General features: G+C 61.8%; 17 protein-coding genes. 8 read left to right on the top strand and 9 right to left on the bottom strand.

The features are described 5' to 3' along the window. Positions 1-40: 40 nt before the first annotated feature. Both VB618_RS03880 and VB618_RS03875 read right to left on the bottom strand, forming a co-directional pair. A complete protein-coding gene (locus VB618_RS03880) occupies positions 41-1,156 on the bottom strand; it encodes an NAD-dependent epimerase/dehydratase family protein (protein WP_329795208.1) in 1,116 nt (371 codons plus the stop codon). Further along, positions 1,153-2,265 (bottom strand): NAD-dependent epimerase/dehydratase family protein, encoded by a 1,113-nt coding sequence (locus VB618_RS03875; RefSeq protein WP_329795207.1) that lies wholly within the window; start codon positions 2,263-2,265, stop codon positions 1,153-1,155. Before VB618_RS03875 ends, VB618_RS03880 begins: the two co-directional genes overlap by 4 nt. Positions 2,266-2,668: 403 nt before the next feature. On the opposite strand from VB618_RS03875, the gene VB618_RS03870 reads away from it, so the two are divergent. From VB618_RS03870 to VB618_RS03845, 6 genes are read left to right on the top strand one after another with little or no spacing between them, the layout of a single operon-like run. Further along, positions 2,669-3,751, top strand: coding sequence for an inositol-3-phosphate synthase (locus VB618_RS03870; RefSeq protein WP_329795206.1), 1,083 nt, complete (start codon positions 2,669-2,671; stop codon positions 3,749-3,751). Between the two features lie 11 nt (positions 3,752-3,762). After that, positions 3,763-4,362, top strand: a complete 600-nt coding sequence (locus VB618_RS03865) for a histidine phosphatase family protein (protein ID WP_329795205.1) — start codon at positions 3,763-3,765, stop codon at positions 4,360-4,362. Next, complete coding sequence (locus tag VB618_RS03860; protein ID WP_329795204.1) at positions 4,359-5,468, top strand: CgeB family protein; 1,110 nt, start codon at positions 4,359-4,361, stop codon at positions 5,466-5,468. The genes VB618_RS03865 and VB618_RS03860 overlap by 4 nt, the downstream gene beginning before the upstream one ends. 2 nt (positions 5,469-5,470) lie before the next feature. Beyond that, the gene (locus VB618_RS03855) at positions 5,471-6,283 is read left to right on the top strand and encodes a nucleotidyltransferase family protein (protein ID WP_329795203.1); all 813 of its coding nucleotides are present in this window, start codon (positions 5,471-5,473) and stop codon (positions 6,281-6,283) included. An 8-nt stretch (positions 6,284-6,291) separates the two neighbouring features. After that, positions 6,292-7,065 (top strand): TIGR04290 family methyltransferase, encoded by a 774-nt coding sequence (locus tag VB618_RS03850; protein ID WP_329795201.1) that lies wholly within the window; start codon positions 6,292-6,294, stop codon positions 7,063-7,065. Beyond that, a complete protein-coding gene (locus tag VB618_RS03845; RefSeq protein WP_329795200.1) occupies positions 7,062-7,991 on the top strand; it encodes a beta-xylosidase in 930 nt (309 codons plus the stop codon). The genes VB618_RS03850 and VB618_RS03845 overlap by 4 nt, the downstream gene beginning before the upstream one ends. An 85-nt stretch (positions 7,992-8,076) precedes the next feature. On the opposite strand, the gene VB618_RS03840 is transcribed toward VB618_RS03845, so the two are convergent. From VB618_RS03840 to VB618_RS03810, 7 genes are all read right to left on the bottom strand, one after another. Continuing rightward, positions 8,077-9,105 (bottom strand): Gfo/Idh/MocA family protein, encoded by a 1,029-nt coding sequence (locus VB618_RS03840; protein ID WP_329795199.1) that lies wholly within the window; start codon positions 9,103-9,105, stop codon positions 8,077-8,079. Further along, the gene (locus VB618_RS03835; RefSeq protein WP_329795684.1) at positions 9,105-10,058 is read right to left on the bottom strand and encodes an MDR/zinc-dependent alcohol dehydrogenase-like family protein; all 954 of its coding nucleotides are present in this window, start codon (positions 10,056-10,058) and stop codon (positions 9,105-9,107) included. Before VB618_RS03835 ends, VB618_RS03840 begins: the two co-directional genes overlap by 1 nt. A gap of 153 nt (positions 10,059-10,211) precedes the next feature. Continuing rightward, complete coding sequence (locus VB618_RS03830; RefSeq protein ID WP_329795198.1) at positions 10,212-10,502, bottom strand: hypothetical protein; 291 nt, start codon at positions 10,500-10,502, stop codon at positions 10,212-10,214. 69 nt (positions 10,503-10,571) lie between these two features. Beyond that, positions 10,572-11,033, bottom strand: coding sequence for a hypothetical protein (locus tag VB618_RS03825; RefSeq protein ID WP_329795197.1), 462 nt, complete (start codon positions 11,031-11,033; stop codon positions 10,572-10,574). A gap of 192 nt (positions 11,034-11,225) precedes the next feature. Further along, on the bottom strand, positions 11,226-12,770 hold the full coding sequence (locus tag VB618_RS03820; RefSeq protein WP_329795196.1) for a SpoVR family protein: 1,545 nt from the start codon (positions 12,768-12,770) through the stop codon (positions 11,226-11,228). Continuing rightward, entirely contained in the window at positions 12,767-14,074 is a 1,308-nt protein-coding gene (locus tag VB618_RS03815) for a YeaH/YhbH family protein (protein ID WP_329795195.1), read from the bottom strand. Before VB618_RS03815 ends, VB618_RS03820 begins: the two co-directional genes overlap by 4 nt. 29 nt (positions 14,075-14,103) lie before the next feature. Further along, entirely contained in the window at positions 14,104-16,050 is a 1,947-nt protein-coding gene (locus VB618_RS03810) for a PrkA family serine protein kinase (protein ID WP_329795194.1), read from the bottom strand. 546 nt (positions 16,051-16,596) lie between these two features. Between VB618_RS03810 and VB618_RS03805 the strand changes: the two genes are divergently transcribed. Both VB618_RS03805 and VB618_RS03800 read left to right on the top strand, forming a co-directional pair. Then, positions 16,597-17,661, top strand: a complete 1,065-nt coding sequence (locus VB618_RS03805) for an NAD(P)-dependent alcohol dehydrogenase (protein WP_329795193.1) — start codon at positions 16,597-16,599, stop codon at positions 17,659-17,661. An 18-nt stretch (positions 17,662-17,679) separates the two neighbouring features. After that, entirely contained in the window at positions 17,680-19,476 is a 1,797-nt protein-coding gene (locus tag VB618_RS03800; protein WP_329795192.1) for a hypothetical protein, read from the top strand. Positions 19,477-19,494: the final 18 nt, after the last annotated feature.

Below are 19,494 nucleotides of genomic sequence, written 5' to 3'. Positions count from 1 at the left end.
CAGCTCTCGGCCATACGCAACTTGAGCCCGAGGAACACCCTCATGACAGGGCCTCGGCGGCCTGCATGCGAGGAGTCGATCCTGGCCGCGCGAGCCCCCTCTCCGCCTGCAGCCATTCGGCAAGATCAGCGACACCCTTGAGCCATGAGGTCGGCGGCTTCAAGCCGAGCTCCCGCGTTACAAGACGGGTATCGGAGACGTAGTAGCGCTGGTCGCCGGCCCGCCAGTCGGAATAGATTGTCTCGACCGGGCGGCCGATCACATCCTCGATGTGGGTGATGAGCTGGCGCAGACTGATGGCGTTCGTTGGCCCTCCGCCGAGATTGAAAGCACGGCCTTGGACAGCATCGATCCGCTTCCACGCGGCCGCGTAGGCATCGACTGCATCGGATATGTTGAGCACGTCACGGACTTGGCAGCCGTCGCCATAGATCGTGATGGGCTGGCCCTCAAGAGCGCGGATCAGGAAGTGAGCCACCCAGCCCTGATCCTCGGTTCCCATCTGCCGCTGGCCGTAGATGCAGCTCATCCGCATCACGCAGGTGGGGATGTCGAACGATCGGGCATAATCCAGAACGTATTGATCGGCCGCTCCCTTGGAGCAGCCGTAAGGTGTGTGAAAATCGAGCGGCCGCGTCTCGCCGATGCCTGCATCCCGGATGGCGGGATCGCGGGGCTTGTAGGCGTCGTTCGTCTTCTCAAGCTCCACATCCACAAGGTCACCGTAGACCTTGTTGGTGGAGGCGAAGATCAGCGGCACCCGCTCGTTGCGCTGCCGGAGCGCGTCAAGCAGGTTCAGCGTGCCGCGGACATTGATCTCGAAATCCTCGCGCGGATCGGCGAGGCTGGTGGTGACGGCAACTTGCGCCGCCATGTGGAATACGGCCTGCGCCTCGCCCGCAGCATCGGCCACGGCGGTCTCGTTCCGAATATCACCAACAACAGCCGAGATCTTATTCGGATGACGCTTCTTCAGCCATTCCAAGTTGCGGTCGACGCCCGGGCGCGCCAAGGCATCGTAGACCAAAACGTCATGACCTTCACCTGCAAAGCGGTCAGCGAGATTGGAGCCGATGAATCCTGCACCGCCGGTGACCAGAACTGGCCTCCGGCGGAGGATGGCAGGGGCACCGGCATGAGTGTCGATTTCTTTCATGCCACCAAGCCTCTCGCCTCAAGCTCCTTGCGAGCTTCCTGCACGAGATCCTTGGCTTCCTGCTTGGCAACCCATTCGGCGAGTTCCGCCAAGCCTTCCGAAAAGTCCTTCTTCGGACTGTAACCCAGCTCATCCCGGATCTTCGTGATGTCGGCGATGCAATGGCGGATATCACCGATGCGTGCCTTGCCGGCAATTTCGGGCGCCATGGGGCGGTTCATAGCCTGGGACAGCAGTTCCGCAACCTCGGAAACGGTGCGATCCTGACCGCTGCCCACATTGTAGACGCCGCCCGGCGCCTTCTCGTGCTCGAGAGCCAGGACGAAAGCCTGCGCCACGTCCTCGACATGCACGAAGTCACGGCGCTGCTGTCCGTCCTCGAAGATCATCGGCGGCTGACCATTGTGAAGCCGAGAGGCGAAGATCGCGAGAACCCCCGTGTAGGGATTGGACAACGCCTGTCCGGGGCCGTAGGCGTTCCAGAGCCTGAGAGCCACACCCTCCATGCCGTAAGCCGGGCAGAGGGTGAGGGTCAGCCGCTCCTGGACATATTTCGACAGGGCATAGACGGAAGCCAATGCCGGCTTCTTCCATTCGGGCGTCGGCACCGGGATGAGGGGACGCCCCCGCTCGTCGAGAGGATCCCAGGGATCGTTCTCGCTCGCGCGGGCCGCTCGCACGACATCCTCACGGATCCGCCCTTCCGCATCCTCGTAGAGGCCTTCGCCATAGATGCTCATGGACGAGGCGACGACCACGCGCTTCACCGGGTTATCGATGAGTTGCTGGAACAGCACCGCAGTGCCATAATCGTTCACGGAGACATAGCGGTCGACGGCATACATGCTCTGGCCAACGCCGACCTCCGCCGCGAGGTGAACCACCTTGGTGGCGCCCTTAAGCGCTCTCAGGACCGCCGTCTCATCACGTACGTCGCCGACTACCACCTCGACTTCGGGATCGAGTTCGTCGGCTTGGGTCTTGTCGCCGTGAACCTGCTCAATGAGGCTGTCGAGTACACGAACCCGGTGGCCACGCTCCAGGCAGGCACGCGCGACGTAGCGCCCAATGAAACCCGCACCGCCAGTAATGAGGATGGTATCCGTCACGAGGTATCTCCAGATTGGTTTCTGGTCCAAGCACCGATGGACAAACCAAGAAGCAGCAGCCCCTTCCCGATTTGGAAATGCGACGCAGACAATGCATCCATTCCTATCTCGGAATAGATTTTGCAGGCCTCGAGAGTTGCCTGCGCTCCAAATCTCGTCTCAAGCTTGAGGTTACATTCAGGAAACTACCCAACATCATCTTTGTTCCTGGGCTGTTTTATTAGTTTAGGCGCTGAATTGGGGAGACAAGAGTCACAGGGATTGGAATGTGAGCGGAACAACAAACGTTCTTCAATCGTTGGAAGCCAAGCTTAAGGGAGAGCTTCAGGTTTGATGCCTCTGGCTCACAGGCGTGCGCTTGCCTGAAAGAAGCATTCTTCCGCCCGCATGAGGGAGATCTGTGATGAACTCAAGGAAGGTCCGCGTCGGGATCGTGGGCGTCGGGAATTGTGCCTCGTCCTTCGTGCAGGGCCTTTCCTATTATAAGGACGCCAAAGGCAACGAACCCGTTCCGGGCCTGATGAATGTGGACATAGGCGGATACCATATCGGCGATGTCGAGGTCTCATCAGCCTTTGACATAAGCGCCTCTAAAGTTGGCCGCGACGTCTCTGAGGCGATTTTTGCTGAGCCTAACAATACGCAACGCTTTGCGCCCGTTCCCGAGAGTGGCATCATCGTTCATCGCGGCAAGACCCTCGACGGCCTCGGCAAGTACCTGCGCGAGGAGATAGAGGAATCGAACCAAGACGAGGCTAACGTCACGGAGATCCTGAGACAATCCAAGACGGATGTCCTAGTCTCGTACCTGCCCGTTGGGTCCCAGAAGGCAACGGAATGGTATGCTGAACGGGCGCTGGAGGCGGGCTGCGCCTTCGTCAACTGCATTCCGGTCTTCATTGCCTCTAATCCGGAATGGCGCAAACGCTTTGAGGAACGCGGCCTTCCCATCGTAGGAGACGACATCAAGAGCCAGGTCGGCGCCACCATTGTTCACCGCGTGCTGGCGAATCTCTTCCGTGAGCGCGGCGTGCGGCTCGACCGGACCTATCAGCTCAACTTCGGCGGCAACACCGATTTCCAGAACATGCTGGAACGGGAGCGCCTCGAATCCAAGAAGATCTCGAAGACACAGGCTGTATCCAGCCAACTCGACATCCCTCTCCCCGCCGGCGATATCCATGTGGGTCCGAGCGACCACGTGCCGTGGCTCACGGACCGCAAATGGGCCTACATACGGCTGGAGGGCACCACTTTCGGCGGCGTGCCGCTGAACATGGAGGTGAAGCTCGAAGTTTGGGATTCTCCCAACTCCGCCGGCATCGTGATCGATGCGGTGCGCTGCGCGAAACTCGCCATGGACCGCAAGATCGGAGGAGCGCTGACCGGTCCCTCCAGCTACTTCATGAAATCGCCTCCGCAGCAGTTCACCGACAACGAAGCCCGCGAGAGAACCATCCGCTTCATCGACGACGATGAAGAATAGGAGAGAGGGACGTGACCACTACGTTCCATCTTGTGCGTCATGCAACCCATGACAGGGTCGGAACCATTCTATGTGGCCGCATGCCGGGCGTACATCTCGGCACGCTCGGGAAAGCCCAGGCTGAACGCCTAGCCGTGCGCTTCACCAACGAGAACATAGCCAGCATTCAGACAAGTCCCCTTGAGCGGGCCGTGGAAACCTCCGAACCCATCGCGGCCGGTATCGGACAGCCGCTCGAAATCTGCGAGAGTATCGCCGAGATCGATTTCGGAGCTTGGTCCGGCACGAGCTTCGAGGCTCTGGCGCAGGATCCCCGCTGGTCGGCCTGGAACAATGCCCGCAGCAATAGCCGTCCGCCCTACGGCGAGACGATGCTGGAAGCGCAGGTTCGGATCGTGGGTGCCCTGGAGCAGTTGCGCAGCCGCCATAGAGATCACTCCGTCATCCTCGTCAGCCACAGCGACGTCATCAAAGCCGCCCTGCTCTACCATCTCGGCCTGCCGATCGATGGTTATGCACGCTTCGACATCGACCCTGCCTCCATCAGCACCCTCGTGGTCGGCGACTGGGGTTCGAAAGTGTTGCGTCTGAACGAGGTGATGGCCGCATGAAGATCGTCATTTTTGGCCTCACGATCTCCTCATCCTGGGGCAATGGCCATGCGACCCTCTGGCGAGGTCTCGTCCGAGCGCTCGCAAAGCGCGGGCACAGGATCGTCTTCTTCGAGAAAGACGTGCCCTACTATGCCTCGAACCGGGATTTTTTCGAGATCCCGGGCGGCGATCTCATTTTCTATCAGGATTGGAACGACATCCGTCAACGGGCCGCCACTGAACTGATCGACGCGGATGTGGCCATGGTGACTTCCTATTGTCCGGACGGCATCGCGGCGAGCGAACTCTTGCTCGATGCGCCGCGTCCGCTCCATGTGTTCTATGATCTCGACACGCCGATCACCTTCTCGCGCTTGGAGGCAGGGGAGCCCATCACTTACATCGGCCCATGGGGCCTGCGCGACTTCGATCTGGCGCTCAGCTACACGGGCGGTCGTGCTCTCGACAGGCTTCGATCAGAGCTCGGAGCCCGCCGCATTGCGCCTCTTTACGGGCACGTGGATCCGGACGTGCACCACCCAGTACAGCCGGCAGACCACTACATGTCGGATCTCTCCTATCTCGGCACCTATGCTGAGGATCGTCAGATAGCCCTGCAGCGCCTGTTCATCGATCCTGCGGGATTGCGTCCGAAGCACCACTTCCTGATCGGGGGCGCGCAATACCCCGCCGACTTTCCCTGGCAGCCCAACATCTCTTTCGTCCGGCATCTGCCACCGCCTGAGCATCCCGCCTTCTTCTCGTCCTCGCGCCTGACGCTCAACATCACCCGGCAGGCCATGGCGGAGATGGGCTGGTGTCCCTCGGGACGTCTGTTCGAGGCGGCGGCCTGCGGCACGTCCATCCTGTCGGACAATTGGGAGGGCCTCGACAGCTTCTTCGAGCCCGGCCAGGAGATTCTTATCGCAGAGACATGTGAGAATACCGTCAGCGCTCTCGATCTCACGGATGCAGAGCTGAAACGAATCGCCAGAGCTGGCCGTGAGCGGGTGCTCGCGGAGCATACCTCGGAGCATCGGGCTCGCGAACTTGAGATCCTGCTGGAGGGCGCCAGTTCTGTTACATCCTCGACCGGCGGCTCTGCTGCTATGATGGAGGCCTGACCATGTGGGGGATCATACCAGCAGCAGGGATCGGCAGCCGCATCCAGCCGCTGGCTTTCTCGAAGGAGCTTCTTCCGGTGGGAAGCCGCCTCGACAATGGCATCGAGCGTCCCTGCGCGGTCAGCGAGTACCTCGTCGAGCGCATGATCCACGGCGGTGCGAATAAGATCTGCTTCGTGATCTCCCCCGGCAAATCCGATATCATGGAGTATTACGGCGCAAGTTACGGGAACGCCTCAATAGCCTATGTGGTCCAGCCGCAAGCAAGCGGATTGTGTGACGCCATCTTCCAGGCTGCTCCCCTGATTTCGTCCGATGAGAGCGTGATCGTCGGCCTGCCGGACACGGTCTGGTTCCCCGAGAAGGCTCTTGCGGAACTCCCGGAAGAAACGCTCTCGTTTCTGCTCTTCCCGGTCGACAACCCGCAGGCCTTCGACGCGGTCGTCCTGGACGAGACGATGCATGTGCAGGAGATTCAGGTGAAGCGGGAGGATGCGTCCTCCCACTGGATCTGGGGTGCCTTCAAGATGCCGGGCCATGTTCTTGAAGCCCTGCGCCAGCTCTGGCTCTCGCGCAATCGCGAAGATGAATATTTCGGCACTCTGGTGAACGCCTATCTGGCCCAAGGAGGCGAGGCCATCGGGGTCAAGGCTGGCATATCCTACGTCGATGTCGGGACGTTGCACGGCTACCGTTCCGCTATCGGCTTGCTGAGCGAGGCTGCCCAACAGGAGAACGTATCAGGCGCGCGAGTGGCCCTCGGCTGGCCTGCCGGCCGGATGCCGCGTGGCCTGCATGATTTGAACAGGGAGTAAACCCCACGATGAATGCGATCGACCCGATGCCACCGGAAGAAATCCGCCGAAAAGCCGAAGCGCTTGGCCCCTGGTTTCATAACATCGAGCTGAAGGGCGGCGTCTGGACTGCGCCCGATCACTTCCTCGGCAATTATCCTGCCGTGAAGTGGCAGCAATTCTCCGAGGCGATTCCGCAGGATCTCACCGGCAAGAGCGTGCTCGATATCGGCTGCAATGGTGGCTTCTACTCCATGGAGATGAAGAAGCGCGGAGCGGAGCGTGTGCTCGGGGTCGATTTCGACGATACTTATCTCGCTCAAGCCCGTTTCGCCGCCCAGACGATGGGCCATGACATCGAGTTCCGAAAGCTCTCCGTCTACGATCTGGGGCAGCTCGGAGAGAAGTTCGACGTGGTGCTCTTCATGGGCGTCCTCTACCACCTGCGTCATCCGCTTCTCGCCCTCGACCTCATTCACGAACACGTGGCCAAGGACCTCCTCGTGTTCCAGTCAATGCAGCGCGGTTCGTCAGAAACCATGCCGGTCGATGAGAACTACACCTTCTGGCAGACGGATCACTTCGATGATCCGCGCTACCCGAAGATGCACTTCATCGAGCATCGCTATGCCGATGATCCGACCAATTGGTGGGCGCCGAACTCGGCTTGCGTGGAAGCCATGCTCCGCAGTGCCGGGTTCGGAATCGTCCAGCATCCCGAAACCGAAGTTTACATCTGCCGCCGTATCGATGCCCCGCCCGGTGCGGGTGCCGTCTACCCGGCCCAAGGGAGAACCGCATGATCGAAGCTGCAATGATCTGGAACGAGCCCAATAATAAATCCCACTGGGATCCGGAGATCGATCCGGATTGGAAGCTCTTCTCCGACATGGTGATTGCCGCCGGCCAGGCGATCAAGGCCGAGAACCCCAACCTGCCCCGCGTGCTCGGCGGCATCTCGCCCATCGATCCCGGCTTCATCAAGAAGCTGGAAGCGCACGGCGCCATGGATCACCTGGATGTGGTGGCCGTCCATGGCTTCCCGCTCGACTGGAACCTGTGGCAGATCCATGACTGGCCGGCGAAGATCGATGAGATCCGGACGGTGACGGACAAGCCCATCTGGGTGAGCGAGGTCGGCATCTCCACCTTCGGAGCCGAAGAAGTGCAGGTCTGGGGTTTGAACCGAACCGCCGAGCTTCTCATCGGCAAAGTGCCGAAGATCCACTGGTACAGCCTTTACGACCTGCCCCGCGCCTGGGAGGCAACCACCCGGCACCGGGAGGCTGAAGGATCCTCCTATTACCGCCACTTCTACATGGGCCTTCTGCGCGAGGACGGCACACCCAAACCGGCTCTCGAGGAATATGCGAAATACGCATCTCAGATGGGCCTGTGTCAGTGGTTTCATTATGAGGACCACCGTCTCGACGACGCAGTGACGTGGATGAAACGGCTCGGCGTGAAGTACCTGCGCACAGGCCTGTCCTGGGCCGACAGCTTCCGCCCCAATGCCCTGGACTGGTTCGACCGCCAGATGGAAGCGCTCGTCGATTTCGACGTGACGGTGACGTTCTGCTTCACACCGGAGCATCGTGGGATCGCGCCGCATCACACCAGCGCCCCGCAGGTGCAGGAAGAGTTTGCCGAATTCTGCGCCAGCATGATCCGGCGCTATGCGCCCGCCAATCCGTCGGCACCGGCGAGCAAGGTTCTGGAAGTGCTCTGAACACATTTGGAGCATCACTCATGAAAGAGGCGGCTGAACCTGATTCAGCCGCCTCTTTCAGTTCCGGCCTTGATAGAAGTTGATTTTAGCGTCCGTAGATCCGGTCAAGCACGCGGGCCACATCCACCAGCTGCTCCGCAGCCGAATCGAACCGCTCGCCTGCTGCCAGGCGCGAGGCCCAGTCCGCAGCCGCACGTCCGCCCCATTCATCCGGTGGCGAGGTCAGAGCCTCGCGCGACGTGCCCCGGTAGCGTTCGGCGGTGAAGTCATAGAAGGATCCGTTCACGTTGCGCAGGGACACACCGCCCTGTGTTCCATAGAACGTGGCGGAGATCACAGCATCGCATCCGGCCTGCAGCCGCCAGGAGCAGGCGAGCTGTACCACGGCGCCGGTTTCCAGCTCCGCGGTCGCAACAGCATAATCCTCGACCTGAGAAGCGATATCCTTCAGCGGCGCACCGCCGGCGAAGAGCTTTCCCGTGACGCTGCCGATACCCGGATTGTTCAAGCCCCACAGGGCCAGATCCACAAGGTGGACGCCGAGATCCATCACGCAGCCGCCGCCGGAGAGCGCCGGATCGTAGAACCAGGGCTTGTCCGGGCCGTAGGCGTTGTGGAACACCAGATCCACGGCATAGATGTGCCCCAGCTCCCCTGAGTCGATGATCTCGCGAATGCGCCGCATGCCGTCCGTGAAGCGGTAGGAGAGATCGACGCAGAGCAGGCGATCTGCATTTCGGGCGGCATCGACCACCGCCTGCACCTCCGCGACGGTACGGCCGAGCGGCTTCTGGCAGAACACCGCAACCCCGCGCTCCAGCGCGCGGATCGACTGCTCGGCGTGCATGGCGCTGGGCGTAGCGATTACCACGCCATCCACGCCGAGATCCAATATCTCGTCGAGAGTCGAGACCAGCCTCGCATCCGGTGCCAGCTTGGTCGCCTCCGAAGCCATCTCCGGCGAAGCGTCGGCGATGGCCGCCACATCCACCGCTCCCGTGCCGAGAATCGCCTGCATGCGGTGCCGGCCGATCCAGCCGACACCCAGGAAGCCGATACGGGGACGGGCCAGCGACGTCTCTGACTGTCCCTTGAGAAGGGCCTGCTGCGCCATTAGTAGGTTACCAGAGCTTTGAGGAATCCATCCGGCCGGTCGCGCGTGGCGTTGAGCGCCTCGTCCAGCCGGTCGAGCGGGTAGGTATGCGTGTAAAGGAAGCTCGGATCGAGCCTGCCCGATGCAATGGCGTCCACCGCCTCCCGCAAGCCCTGCATATAGATCTTGGGGTCGCGTTCGTGGGCGTTGATCACATCGATGCCGCGCCAGTTCCACAGCCACATGTTGACTTGGCGGGGACCATCCTGATGGTATCCGGCAACAATCAGCTTGCCGCGCTCGCGGGTCAGCTCACCCGCAAGATCGAGCGGCCATTGCTTACCGACGGCCTCGATCACGCGGTCGCAGAACGTGCCGCCCGTCAGCTCCTTTACCGTTCTGATGATCCCGTGGTGATCCTCCATCGGGATTGTCTCGGCCGCGCCCATGCGGCGGGCGAGATCGAGCGAGAAGGGCCGGCGCGAGATCGTGATCACGCGTGCGCCGGCATCCGTTGCAAGCTTCGTGAGAATCGCGCCGAGAAAGCCGATGCCGATGATCGCGACGGTCTGCCCGGCCTCGATCTCGCTGCGGCGGAAGATGTTCATGGCGCAGCCGAGCGGCTCGCCTGGGAAAGGCTGCCCTGCAAGCACTTCCGGCAGCCGCACCACAGCCTCGGCGTCGGCGAGGTCGTATTCGGCATAGGATTTGTACGAGAGTGCCGCGACGCGATCTCCTACTGAGAAGCCTTCGACACCCTCGCCCAGAACATCCACGAAGCCCCAGGCCTCATGCCCGAGCGCACCCGGTTCGGTGGGATACTGCATCCATTCGGGTCCGGCCCAAGGTGTGAGGTTCGACGCGCATACGCCGCAACCCTCCAGGCGCAGGCGCACCTGACCGGGGCCAGGCTCCGGGCGCGCCACTTGGCGCACCTCGATTTGTCCAGGCCCTGTGAGGACGGCTGCCCGCATGACCTGAGCCGCGCCGGCTCGATCATCGTTGTGCGCAAGTGTGGAAATATCGCTACTCGTGCCGTTTTCGTTCAGCAAGGGTGTCTCTCCACCGTGATGTTCGAGCAATTAGGAACCGGGGAGGAGACTTCAAGGCTTGGCTGTATGCCAGCATCAAAGGCCGTTTTGGGAGTGCCTCTCGGCGACGTAGTTCCTGCGCGCCGCACTGTCGGGCTCCACGCCTTTCTCTGCGCACCACCGGGCGAAAGCCTCAGGCTCGATCAGGATGCGCGTGACGTGAAGACCGGCCTGTCTGCCGACGGTTTCGTTGTTTTCGGCAGCCCCAAGCCAGGTCTCGTAAGTGGAAGCCAGATTGTGGCGGTCGGCCATCATCTCGCGGATGCGGGGGTAATCCTCACGCCGGTACCATGGCAGCCCGATCCGGCGTGCCGGCTCATTCGTCATTCTTGTTGCCCCATGTCGACCAGCCATCGAGCCCTCGGATCTTGAGAGGGCTCGATGCTGCAGGTTTTGTCAGCTCAGCAGATAGAGCATAGCCGGCGCCGCGGTAAGCAGCCCGGCTGCGGTCAATAACGTGAGCCGATGATCAGGGTTCGCGATGCGATGAACTTTTCGGGCCGTCGTTCCGGCCTCCATGCTCCAGCCGTTCATGCAGGAGCAGAGAAGGCGGTGAGAGGCTCCTTCGGACAACTCAAAAAACTCCATGGCGTCTCCGAGCGTGTCGCCCTTCAAGCCCGCGGCGCGCAGGATCGGATCCTCGAAGGCAACCGTGATCGGCGACTCGTCCGACCGCAATTGCGGCCGCTTGTCCTTCGGGACGAACTCGATCTCTCCCAGAGACCTCAGGCGCCGCTTCGGCTGGCGCTCCAGCACTTCCGCCCAGCGCTCAAGGCGCTCGCGACGGGACAGGAAACCTTGGTTGAACTCATGCACCTCAGCGACGCTACGCAGCTTCTCTACAGGCTTGTGTTCCATAGGTATTCTCCTGCAAGGGAGCCGACCCTGAAATCCAGGGCCGAGCCCAGGGGAACCTATGATCCCGTGAGTCCCAGGCTTTTTTACGTCAAACAAGCGCATCGTGCGGAAAAGTGGGCCCGGTTTTCGCTGACGCGGCCCTCCGGGTCCGCTCAAAAACTATGGGCTCATCCAATATGGAGCCTTAGAACGTCAGAAGAGCGTTTCGTGCGGGTGCGCCACATGTTCCTGGAATATCGCCCCGGTGGCGGGCTCGACCTCCTTGAGCACGACCGCATAGCCCCAAAGGTTGGCCACCATCTGCAGCACCCTTTGGGCATCGTCCTTATGGAGCAGGGTCCGATTGAGCACGTGATGGTGAAGGATCAGGCGCCGGTCGCCGGCGAGATCGACATCGATCACCTGGATGTCGGGATCGCTCCAGCCGACGTCATAGTGACGCGACAGGGAGCGCCGCAGCCGGCGATAGCCGCGCTCGTCATGGATGGCCTCGATCCTGAGTTCGGGCTGATCGGGGTCGTCCACGAGATGGAACATGCGCCACTGACGCATCAGGTGCGGACTCAGGTACTGCGAGATGAAGCTCTCGTCCCGGTAGTTGGCCCAGACGTCGCGCAGAACCGCCATGGCGTCGCCGCCACCGGCGATCTCGGGGAACCACTCCCGGTCCTCGACTGTCGGCTTTGTGCAGATGCGCTCGATGTCCTGCATCATCCCGAAGCCGAGGGCGTAAGGATTGATGCCGCCGTAATGCGGATCGTCGAACTCGGGCTGGCGCGTCACGTTTGTGTGCGACTGCAGGAACTCCAGGAAGGAGCCGTCGCTGATCTGCCCCGTCTCGTGCAGGCGGGTCATGATGCGGTAATGGCAGTAGGTGGCGCAGCCCTCGTTCATCACCTTGGTCTGCCGCTGCGGATAGAAGTACTGCGCGATCTGGCGAACGATGCGCAGGATCTCCCGCTGCCAGGGCTGCAGCCGCGGTGCGGACTTCTCGAGGAAATACAGGAGGTTTTCCTGCGGCAGTTCCAGGAGAGCACGACGGCGCTCGTCGCTCAGTTGCGGCTTTGCGGCGGCGCCCTTGGTGGGCACCGTGCGCCAGAGGTCGTTGAAGGTCTGCTCCAGATGGAGGTGCCGCTCCTTCTCCCGGCGCTCCTCGGAGCGCAGATCCGGGCGTTTCTTGCGCGGATACCGGTGGACACCGTGGGACATCAGCGCATGGGCAGCATCGAGCACGCGCTCAACGGCGGCATGGCCGTAGCGCTCTTCGCAGCGGGTGATGTAGCCCTTCGCGAATTCGAGATAATCCAGGATCCCGTCGGCGTCCGTCCATTCCTTGAAGAGATAGTTGTTCTTGAAGAAGTGGTTGTGCCCGAAAGCCGCGTGGGCGATCACGAGCGTCTGCATCGTCGCCGAGTTCTCCTCCATGATGTAGGAGATGCAAGGGTTCGAGTTGATGACGATTTCGTATGCCAGCCCCATGAATCCCTGGCGGTAGCTCGCCTCATGGAGCGCGAAGCGCTTGCCGAAGGACCAGTGCTTGTAGAACAGGGGCATGCCGATGGACGCATAGGCATCGAGCATCTGCTCGGCAGTGATCACCTCGATCTGGTTCGGGTAGACATCGAGCCCCATCTCCCCGATGCCAATCTTCTCGACGGCATCGTGAATGCGCTGGATGGTGCCGAAATCCCAGTCGGCACCCTGGAACAGCAAATGATCGCGCTCCATCACGCTCATGGCACCCTGGCTCCTGCCTCCGCGTCGCGCCGACGGAAGAGTTCGCGGAAAACGGGATAGATCTCACGGCGGTGGTTCACCTTGCGCATGGCAAGGTTGGCGCCCTGCTCCTGCAGCGTCTCGTAGGTTTGCCACAGGGAGGTCTTGTGGTTAATGAAGCCGGTCTGCATCCGGTCGCTGTCGCTGCCCACCTCTAGATAAGCATAGTACTGGCAGACGGGCAGGATCATGTCCCGCAGGAGCGCAGCGCTGGTGCTGCCGTCATTGGGAGAGTTGTCGCCGTCTGAGGCCTGGGCCGCGTAGATGTTCCAGCTGTCCGGGGAATAGCGCTCCTCCACGATCCGCTGCATCTCTCGCAGGGCCGAGGACACCACGGTGCCGCCTGTCTCCGGACTGTTGAAGAAGGTTTCCTCGTCAACCTCCTTCGCCTCGTGGGTGTGGCGGATGAACACGATCTCCACGTGCTTGTAGCGGCGCGTCAGGAAGATGTAGAGCAGCATGTAGAACCGCTTGGCGAGATCCTTCATGTGCTCCGTCATGGAGCCCGACACGTCCATCAGGCAGAACATGACCGCCTGCGCAACCGGCCGTGAGACCGGCTCGAAGCGGCGATAGCGCAGATCGAGCGGATCGATATAGGGGAAGCGCTTGGTGCGCAGCCTCAGCTGCTCAAGCTCCTCCCGCAGCGCGGTAAGCTGATCGGACGGCCCTTCCTGCTTCTCAAGCCGGTTGATTTCTTCCTCAAGACGCAGCAAATCCTCGGGCTTGGGACGCCGCATGGCGATGCGGCGCGACAGGGCGTTGCGCATGGAGCGCAGCAAGGCCAGGTTCACCGGGGAGCCTGTGACCGTATAGCCGGCCCGCCGCATGCCTTGAGTCTCGACGGTTGCAACCCGCCGCTTGGCAAGGTCGGGGAGTTCGAGGTCATCGAGAAATAGGTCGAGGAACTCGTCGCGAGTCAGGGCGAAGCGGAAATCGTCCTCACCTTCGCCGTTGTCGCCGCCGGCCGAGCTGCCACCTTCGCCGCCGGGTGGTCTGTCGACCGTATCGCCTTCGATGAAGCGCTTGTTGCCGGGCAGGATATGATCGTGCACCCCACCTTCGCCCGAGCGCCGGAAGCTGGGCTCGCGAACACCATCGGCTGGGATCGTGACTTCCCCTCCCCGTTCGAGATCGGTGATGTCCCGGTCTCCTGCGGTCTGGCGCACCGCCCTCTGGATCTGCGCTTTCGCGCGGCGAAGGAAGCGTTGGCGGTTCGCCAGACTCTTGCCTCCTGGATTGAGGCGCCGGTCGATGATGTACATAGGAACGCCTGATCTGCCTCCGCTTTCTGTCAGCCCGCCTGCTTCACCCGCATGTACCACTCCACGAGGCGCCGGACCTGGCGCTCGGTGTAGCCACGCTCCATCATCCGCTGCACGAACTCGCCGTGCTTCTTCTCGGTCTCACCATCCTTCTTGGAGCCGAAGCTGATCACCGGCAGGAGTTCCTCCACCTGGGAGAACATCCGGCGCTCGATTACGTCGCGGATCTTCTCGTAGCTCGTCCAGGAGGGGTTGCGGCCGTTGTTGCCTGCCCGCGCCCGCAGCGAGAACTTCACCACCTCGTTGCGGAAGTCCTTCGGGTTGGCGATGCCCGCAGGCTTCTCGACTTTGGTCAGCTCCTGGTTCAGGAGTTCCCGGTTGAGAAGCTGGCCAGTATCGGGATCCTTGAAGTCCTGATCCTCGATCCAGGCATCCGCATAGGATACGTAGCGGTCGAACAGGTTCTGACCGTAATCGTGATAGGATTCCAGATACGCCTTCTGGATTTCATGGCCGATGAAGTCGGCATAACGCGGGGCAAGCTCTGCCTTGATGAACTCAAGATAGCGCCGCTCCACGTCCTGCGGCAGTTGCTCCCGCCGGAGTGACTGTTCGAGCACATACATGAGGTGCACCGGATCGGCCGCAACCTCGATGGTGTCGTGGTTGAAGGTGGCGGACATGACCTTGAAGGCGAAGCGGGTCGAGACCCCGTCCATACCCTCATCGACACCGGCCGAGTCCTTGTATTCCTGCAGGCTACGGGCGCGCGGATCGACCTCACGCAGGCTCTCGCCGTCATAGACCCGCATCTTCGAGTAGAAGTTGGAATTCTCGTGCGCCCGCAGGCGTGACAGGACCGAGAAGCGGGCCAGCATCTCCAGCGTGGCCGGAGCGCAGGGCGCGCCTGCCAGTTCCGAACCGCGGATCAGCTTCTCGTAGATCTTCTGCTCCTCAGTGACCCGCAGGCAGTAGGGCACCTTGATCACATAGATGCGATCAATGAAGGCCTCATTGTTCTTGTTGGTGCGGAAGGTCTGCCACTCCGCCTCGTTGGAATGAGCCAGGATGATGCCGGTGAACGGGATGGAGCCGATATTCTCCGTGCCGACATAATTTCCTTCCTGCGTGGCCGTCAGCAGGGGGTGGAGCATCTTGATCGGCGCCTTGAACATCTCGACGAATTCGAGGATGCCCTGGTTCGCGCGGTTGAGGCCGCCGGAATAACTGTAGGCGTCAGGATCGGCCTGGGACAGAGTCTCGAGCTTGCGGATATCGACCTTGCCGACGAGAGACGAGATGTCCTGGTTGTTCTCGTCGCCAGGCTCCGTCTTGGCAACACCGATCTGCCGCATGCGGGACGGGTTGATCTTGATCACCTGGAACTTGGAAATGTCACCCTTGAACTCGTCGAGGCGCTTGATCGCCCAGGGGCTGAGCAGATTGGTCAGACGCCGCTGAGGAATGCCGTAGCGCTCCTCCAGCACGGAGCCCATCTGCTCCGGATCGAAAAGCCCAAGAGGACTCTCAAAAACCGGGCTGATCTCATCGCCAGCCTTCAGGACATAGATGGGGTTAACCTCCATCAAGGCCTTGAGACGCTCGGCAAGGGAGGATTTGCCGCCGCCGACAGGGCCCAGCAGGTAGAGGATCTGCTTGCGCTCTTCGAGGCCCTGGGCCGCGTGACGGAAGAAGCTCACGATCATCTCGATCGTCTCTTCCATGCCGTAGAATTCGGAGAACGCCGGATAGACCCGAATGGTGCGATTCATGAAGATGCGGCCGAGCCGGGCATCCTTCGAGGTATCGACAAGCTGAGGCTCGCCGATCGCCGCCAGGATGCGCTCTGGAGCGCTTGCATACATCATGGGATCGTTGCGGCACCCTTCCAGGTATTCCGCCAGGGACATCTCCGCCTCGCGGCGGGTCTCATAGGCCTTCAAGAAACTCGAGAACAGGTCGTCGGAATGAAGCATGGCGCCACCGAAATCCAATCCCTCTCAGAGACAACTATTGTGCACCGCTAAGGTTGCCCAGACCATGCGATACTGTGATGCGGCCAAACGGTGCGGCATAGCCCTTTCGTTGTGGCGGCTGATGAACAGATCGCGACAGATCGGGCTTTTCTCGGGTCCGTCTGTGCGACTTGGAAGTTTGCCCGCCCTGACAGCCAGCGTCGCGGATTGCGGGCAGAACGGCAAGTTAAAGTTTCTCACCAGCAACCTGTTTCGGTGTGCCGCATTGCCGCCCGTACAATCATGAAGCGACTTTTCCTTAAGCGAGCGCAAGCCCTTACCTAGGATGTGGGGAGGACCGACACGGAAGCCAGACTCCGGCGATTCACTTGCCCGTGACCATGTGGAAAAGCCACCGTCCGCTGCAATGCAGCAAGAGCTTGGGTCCTTATTGAACAAACCCCGTCCGCATCCGTTGACGGCAGGTCGATGGAGCCTATCGTCTGTAGCGCCAGACTACCCAGCGGGACTTACCCCTTCAGTCCGCTCTATCCGGAGAACTTTCCTGTGATCAAAGCTTTCGGCTACGCCGCCCAGGATGCGACCACACCGCTGTCCCCCTTCAGCTTCGAGCGTCGGGAGCCTGGCGAGCGCGACGTTCAGATCGAGATCCTCTATTGCGGAGTCTGCCATTCCGACCTGCATACGGTGCGGGAGGAATGGGGCGGCACGCTTTACCCCTGCCTGCCGGGTCACGAGATCGTCGGCCGCGTCACAAGCGTCGGGTCAGGGGTGCAGAAGTTCAAGGCCGGCGATGTCGTCGGCGTCGGCTGCATGGTCGATTCCTGCCGCACCTGCCGCTCGTGCCGCGAAGGTCTCGAGCAATACTGCGAGGTTGGATTCACCGGCACCTATAACGGCCCGGAGCAGGGCACGGGCGCCAACACCTATGGCGGCTATTCCGACACCATCGTGGTCGATGAGAGCTTCGTCCTGCGGGTGCCGGACGGTCTCGATCCGGCGGCTACGGCGCCTCTTCTGTGTGCCGGCATCACCACGTTCTCGCCTCTGCGCCGCTGGCGTGTTCAAGCGGGGCAGAAGGTCGGGGTCGTAGGCCTCGGCGGCCTCGGCCACATGGCCGTGAAGCTCGCCCGCGCCATGGGCGCGCATGTGGTGCTGTTCACCACCTCGCCCAACAAGCGCGAGGATGCCCTGAAGCTGGGCGCTCACGAAGTGGTCGTCTCCAAGGACCGGGATGCGATGAAGGCGCACCGCAACAGCTTCGACTTTATCCTCGACACCGTTGCCGCTCCGCACGACCTCGACAGTTACCTCGTTCTGCTCGCCCGCGACGGCGCCATGGTGCTCGTGGGTGCGCCTGCCGAACCACATCCGGCCACCACCGTCTTCAACCTGATCATGAAGCGGCGCCAGCTCGCCGGCTCGCTGATCGGCGGCATCGCGGAGACGCAGGAAATGCTCGACTTCTGCGCCCAGCACGGGATCACCGCCGAGATCGAGATCATCCCGATCCAGCAGATCAACGAGGCCTTTGAGCGGATGCTCAAGAGCGACGTCAAATACCGCTTCGTGATCGATATAGCCTCGCTGAAGCAGGAGGCTGCTGCCTAAGCCCAGCAGGCAGCGTCGATGCTGGTCTACGGTGATATCGAGAGGATCGAGACGGTTGGAGCCAAGCAGGCTGCCGTTGCAAGCTTTCTTTCTGAGGCCTTCTCCATGCCGCCCGGAATCGAACGGCATGGGGCTCTCGTCACCGCCTTCATCAGCGCGAGCGAACTCGTCCAGGGCATCATCGATGCGGAGTTCCACGAGCGCGGCTTCGACGCCCATACTCAAGACCATGAGGCAGGGATGGAATGCCTTTCCATCCTCGCCCGCACCGTCGGAGTATCCTTGCGCAGCAGGTTCGGGCAGCTTTCACCGTTGCCCAATACCTTCTTCGAGAAGCTGCACGGGTTCGATCCGTCACGAACCGTCCGGACCAAGCAGGCGGAAGGCTATGCCTTCTATGCCCTTTACCCGGAAAGCTACCTGGAAGCGGCCAGGGTTTCAGGCCTGGGTCCGGATACCCAGATCATCGGCATCCGCAGCATCGGCACGGGCCTGAGCGCCCTTGTGGCGGCAGAGCTCGGCGCGCCCGCTCCCATCACCCTGCGCCCGGTCGGCCATCCTTTTGGACGCCAGGTAAGGGTCGATCCGGACCTCACGAGGAGCCTTGCATCCAGCGGGAAAGCCTTTGCCATCGTCGACGAGGGTCCTGGCCTGTCCGGCAGCTCCTTCGGGGCCGTAGCCGACTGGCTGGAAGAGGCCGGCATCTCGCAAGACCGGATCCACTTCTTCCCAAGCCATTGCGGCGCGCTCGGACCGCAGGCCAGTGCCAGGCACCGGGCACGGTGGGGCTCTGCTCCGCGCCATCTCGTCACCATGGACGACCTCCTGCTGCACGGGTCGCCTGCCCAGCGTCTTGAGAGCTGGGTGGAAGACCTCCTCGGCCAGTTGGATGGACCCCTGGAGGAGATCTCAGGAGGTGCCTGGCGGTCCCGGCGCTACGAGGACGAAGGCTCGTGGCCACCGGCCAATATCCAGCAGGAACGGCGCAAGTTCCTGGCGCGGGCGAACGGCACAGCATGGCTGGTCAAGTTTGTGGGCTTGGGTAAAACCGGCGCACAGAAGCTCCGGATGGCCCGCGAGCTTCATGAGGCAGGGTTCACGCCTGAACCGGCGGGCTGCCGGCATGGCTTCCTCGTGGAGCGCTGGCATGAAGAATTGGATGGCCTGGGTCAAGCCCACATCAGCCGCGAGAGCCTCGTCGCTCAGGTCGGAGCCTATCTGGGATTCCGCGCCCGGCACTTCCCGGCAGCCGAGCATCAGGGCGCCTCTCTCGATGCCCTGCGCCGGATGGCGGTCTACAATACAGGCCAAGCCCTTGGAGAGGCCGCGGCTGCGGCGCTTGAGCAATCCCTGTCCGAGCCGAGTGCTCTCGCAGGCAAGGTGCATCGGATCTGCACCGACAATCGCCTGCATGCCTGGGAATGGCTCGTTTCAGGCGACAGGCTGATCAAGACGGACGCGCTCGATCACAGCGCTGCCCACGATCTCATCGGTCACCAGGACGTGAGCTGGGACGTTGCGGGTGCAATCGTCGAGCTGGACCTCTCGGAAGATGAAGCCGCTCGGCTCTGTCAGGTTGTCCGGCAGGAGAGCGGACGCCCGCTCGATCAGGCCCTGCTTGCCTTCATGCTTCCCTGCTACCTCGCCTTCCAACTCGGCGCTCACCTCATGGCGGCGGGAGCGCTGGGCGAAGGACCGGAGGCCACCCGCCTGCGCCGGGGCGCCGACCGCTATGGCCGCCGCCTCCAGAGCTACCTGACCGGGCTGGGCGGCCCTGAACCTTTGCAGGAACAAGACGAAGTGCCGGCCAGTTAACCGCCAAGGCAACACACT

Origin of the sequence: Microvirga sp. CF3062, assembly GCF_036314045.1 — a bacterium.
Taxonomy (GTDB): Bacteria; Pseudomonadota; Alphaproteobacteria; order Rhizobiales; family Beijerinckiaceae; genus Microvirga.
The sequence above is the reverse complement of the archived record's forward strand: the minus strand, read 5'-3'. Positions and strand labels throughout refer to the sequence as shown.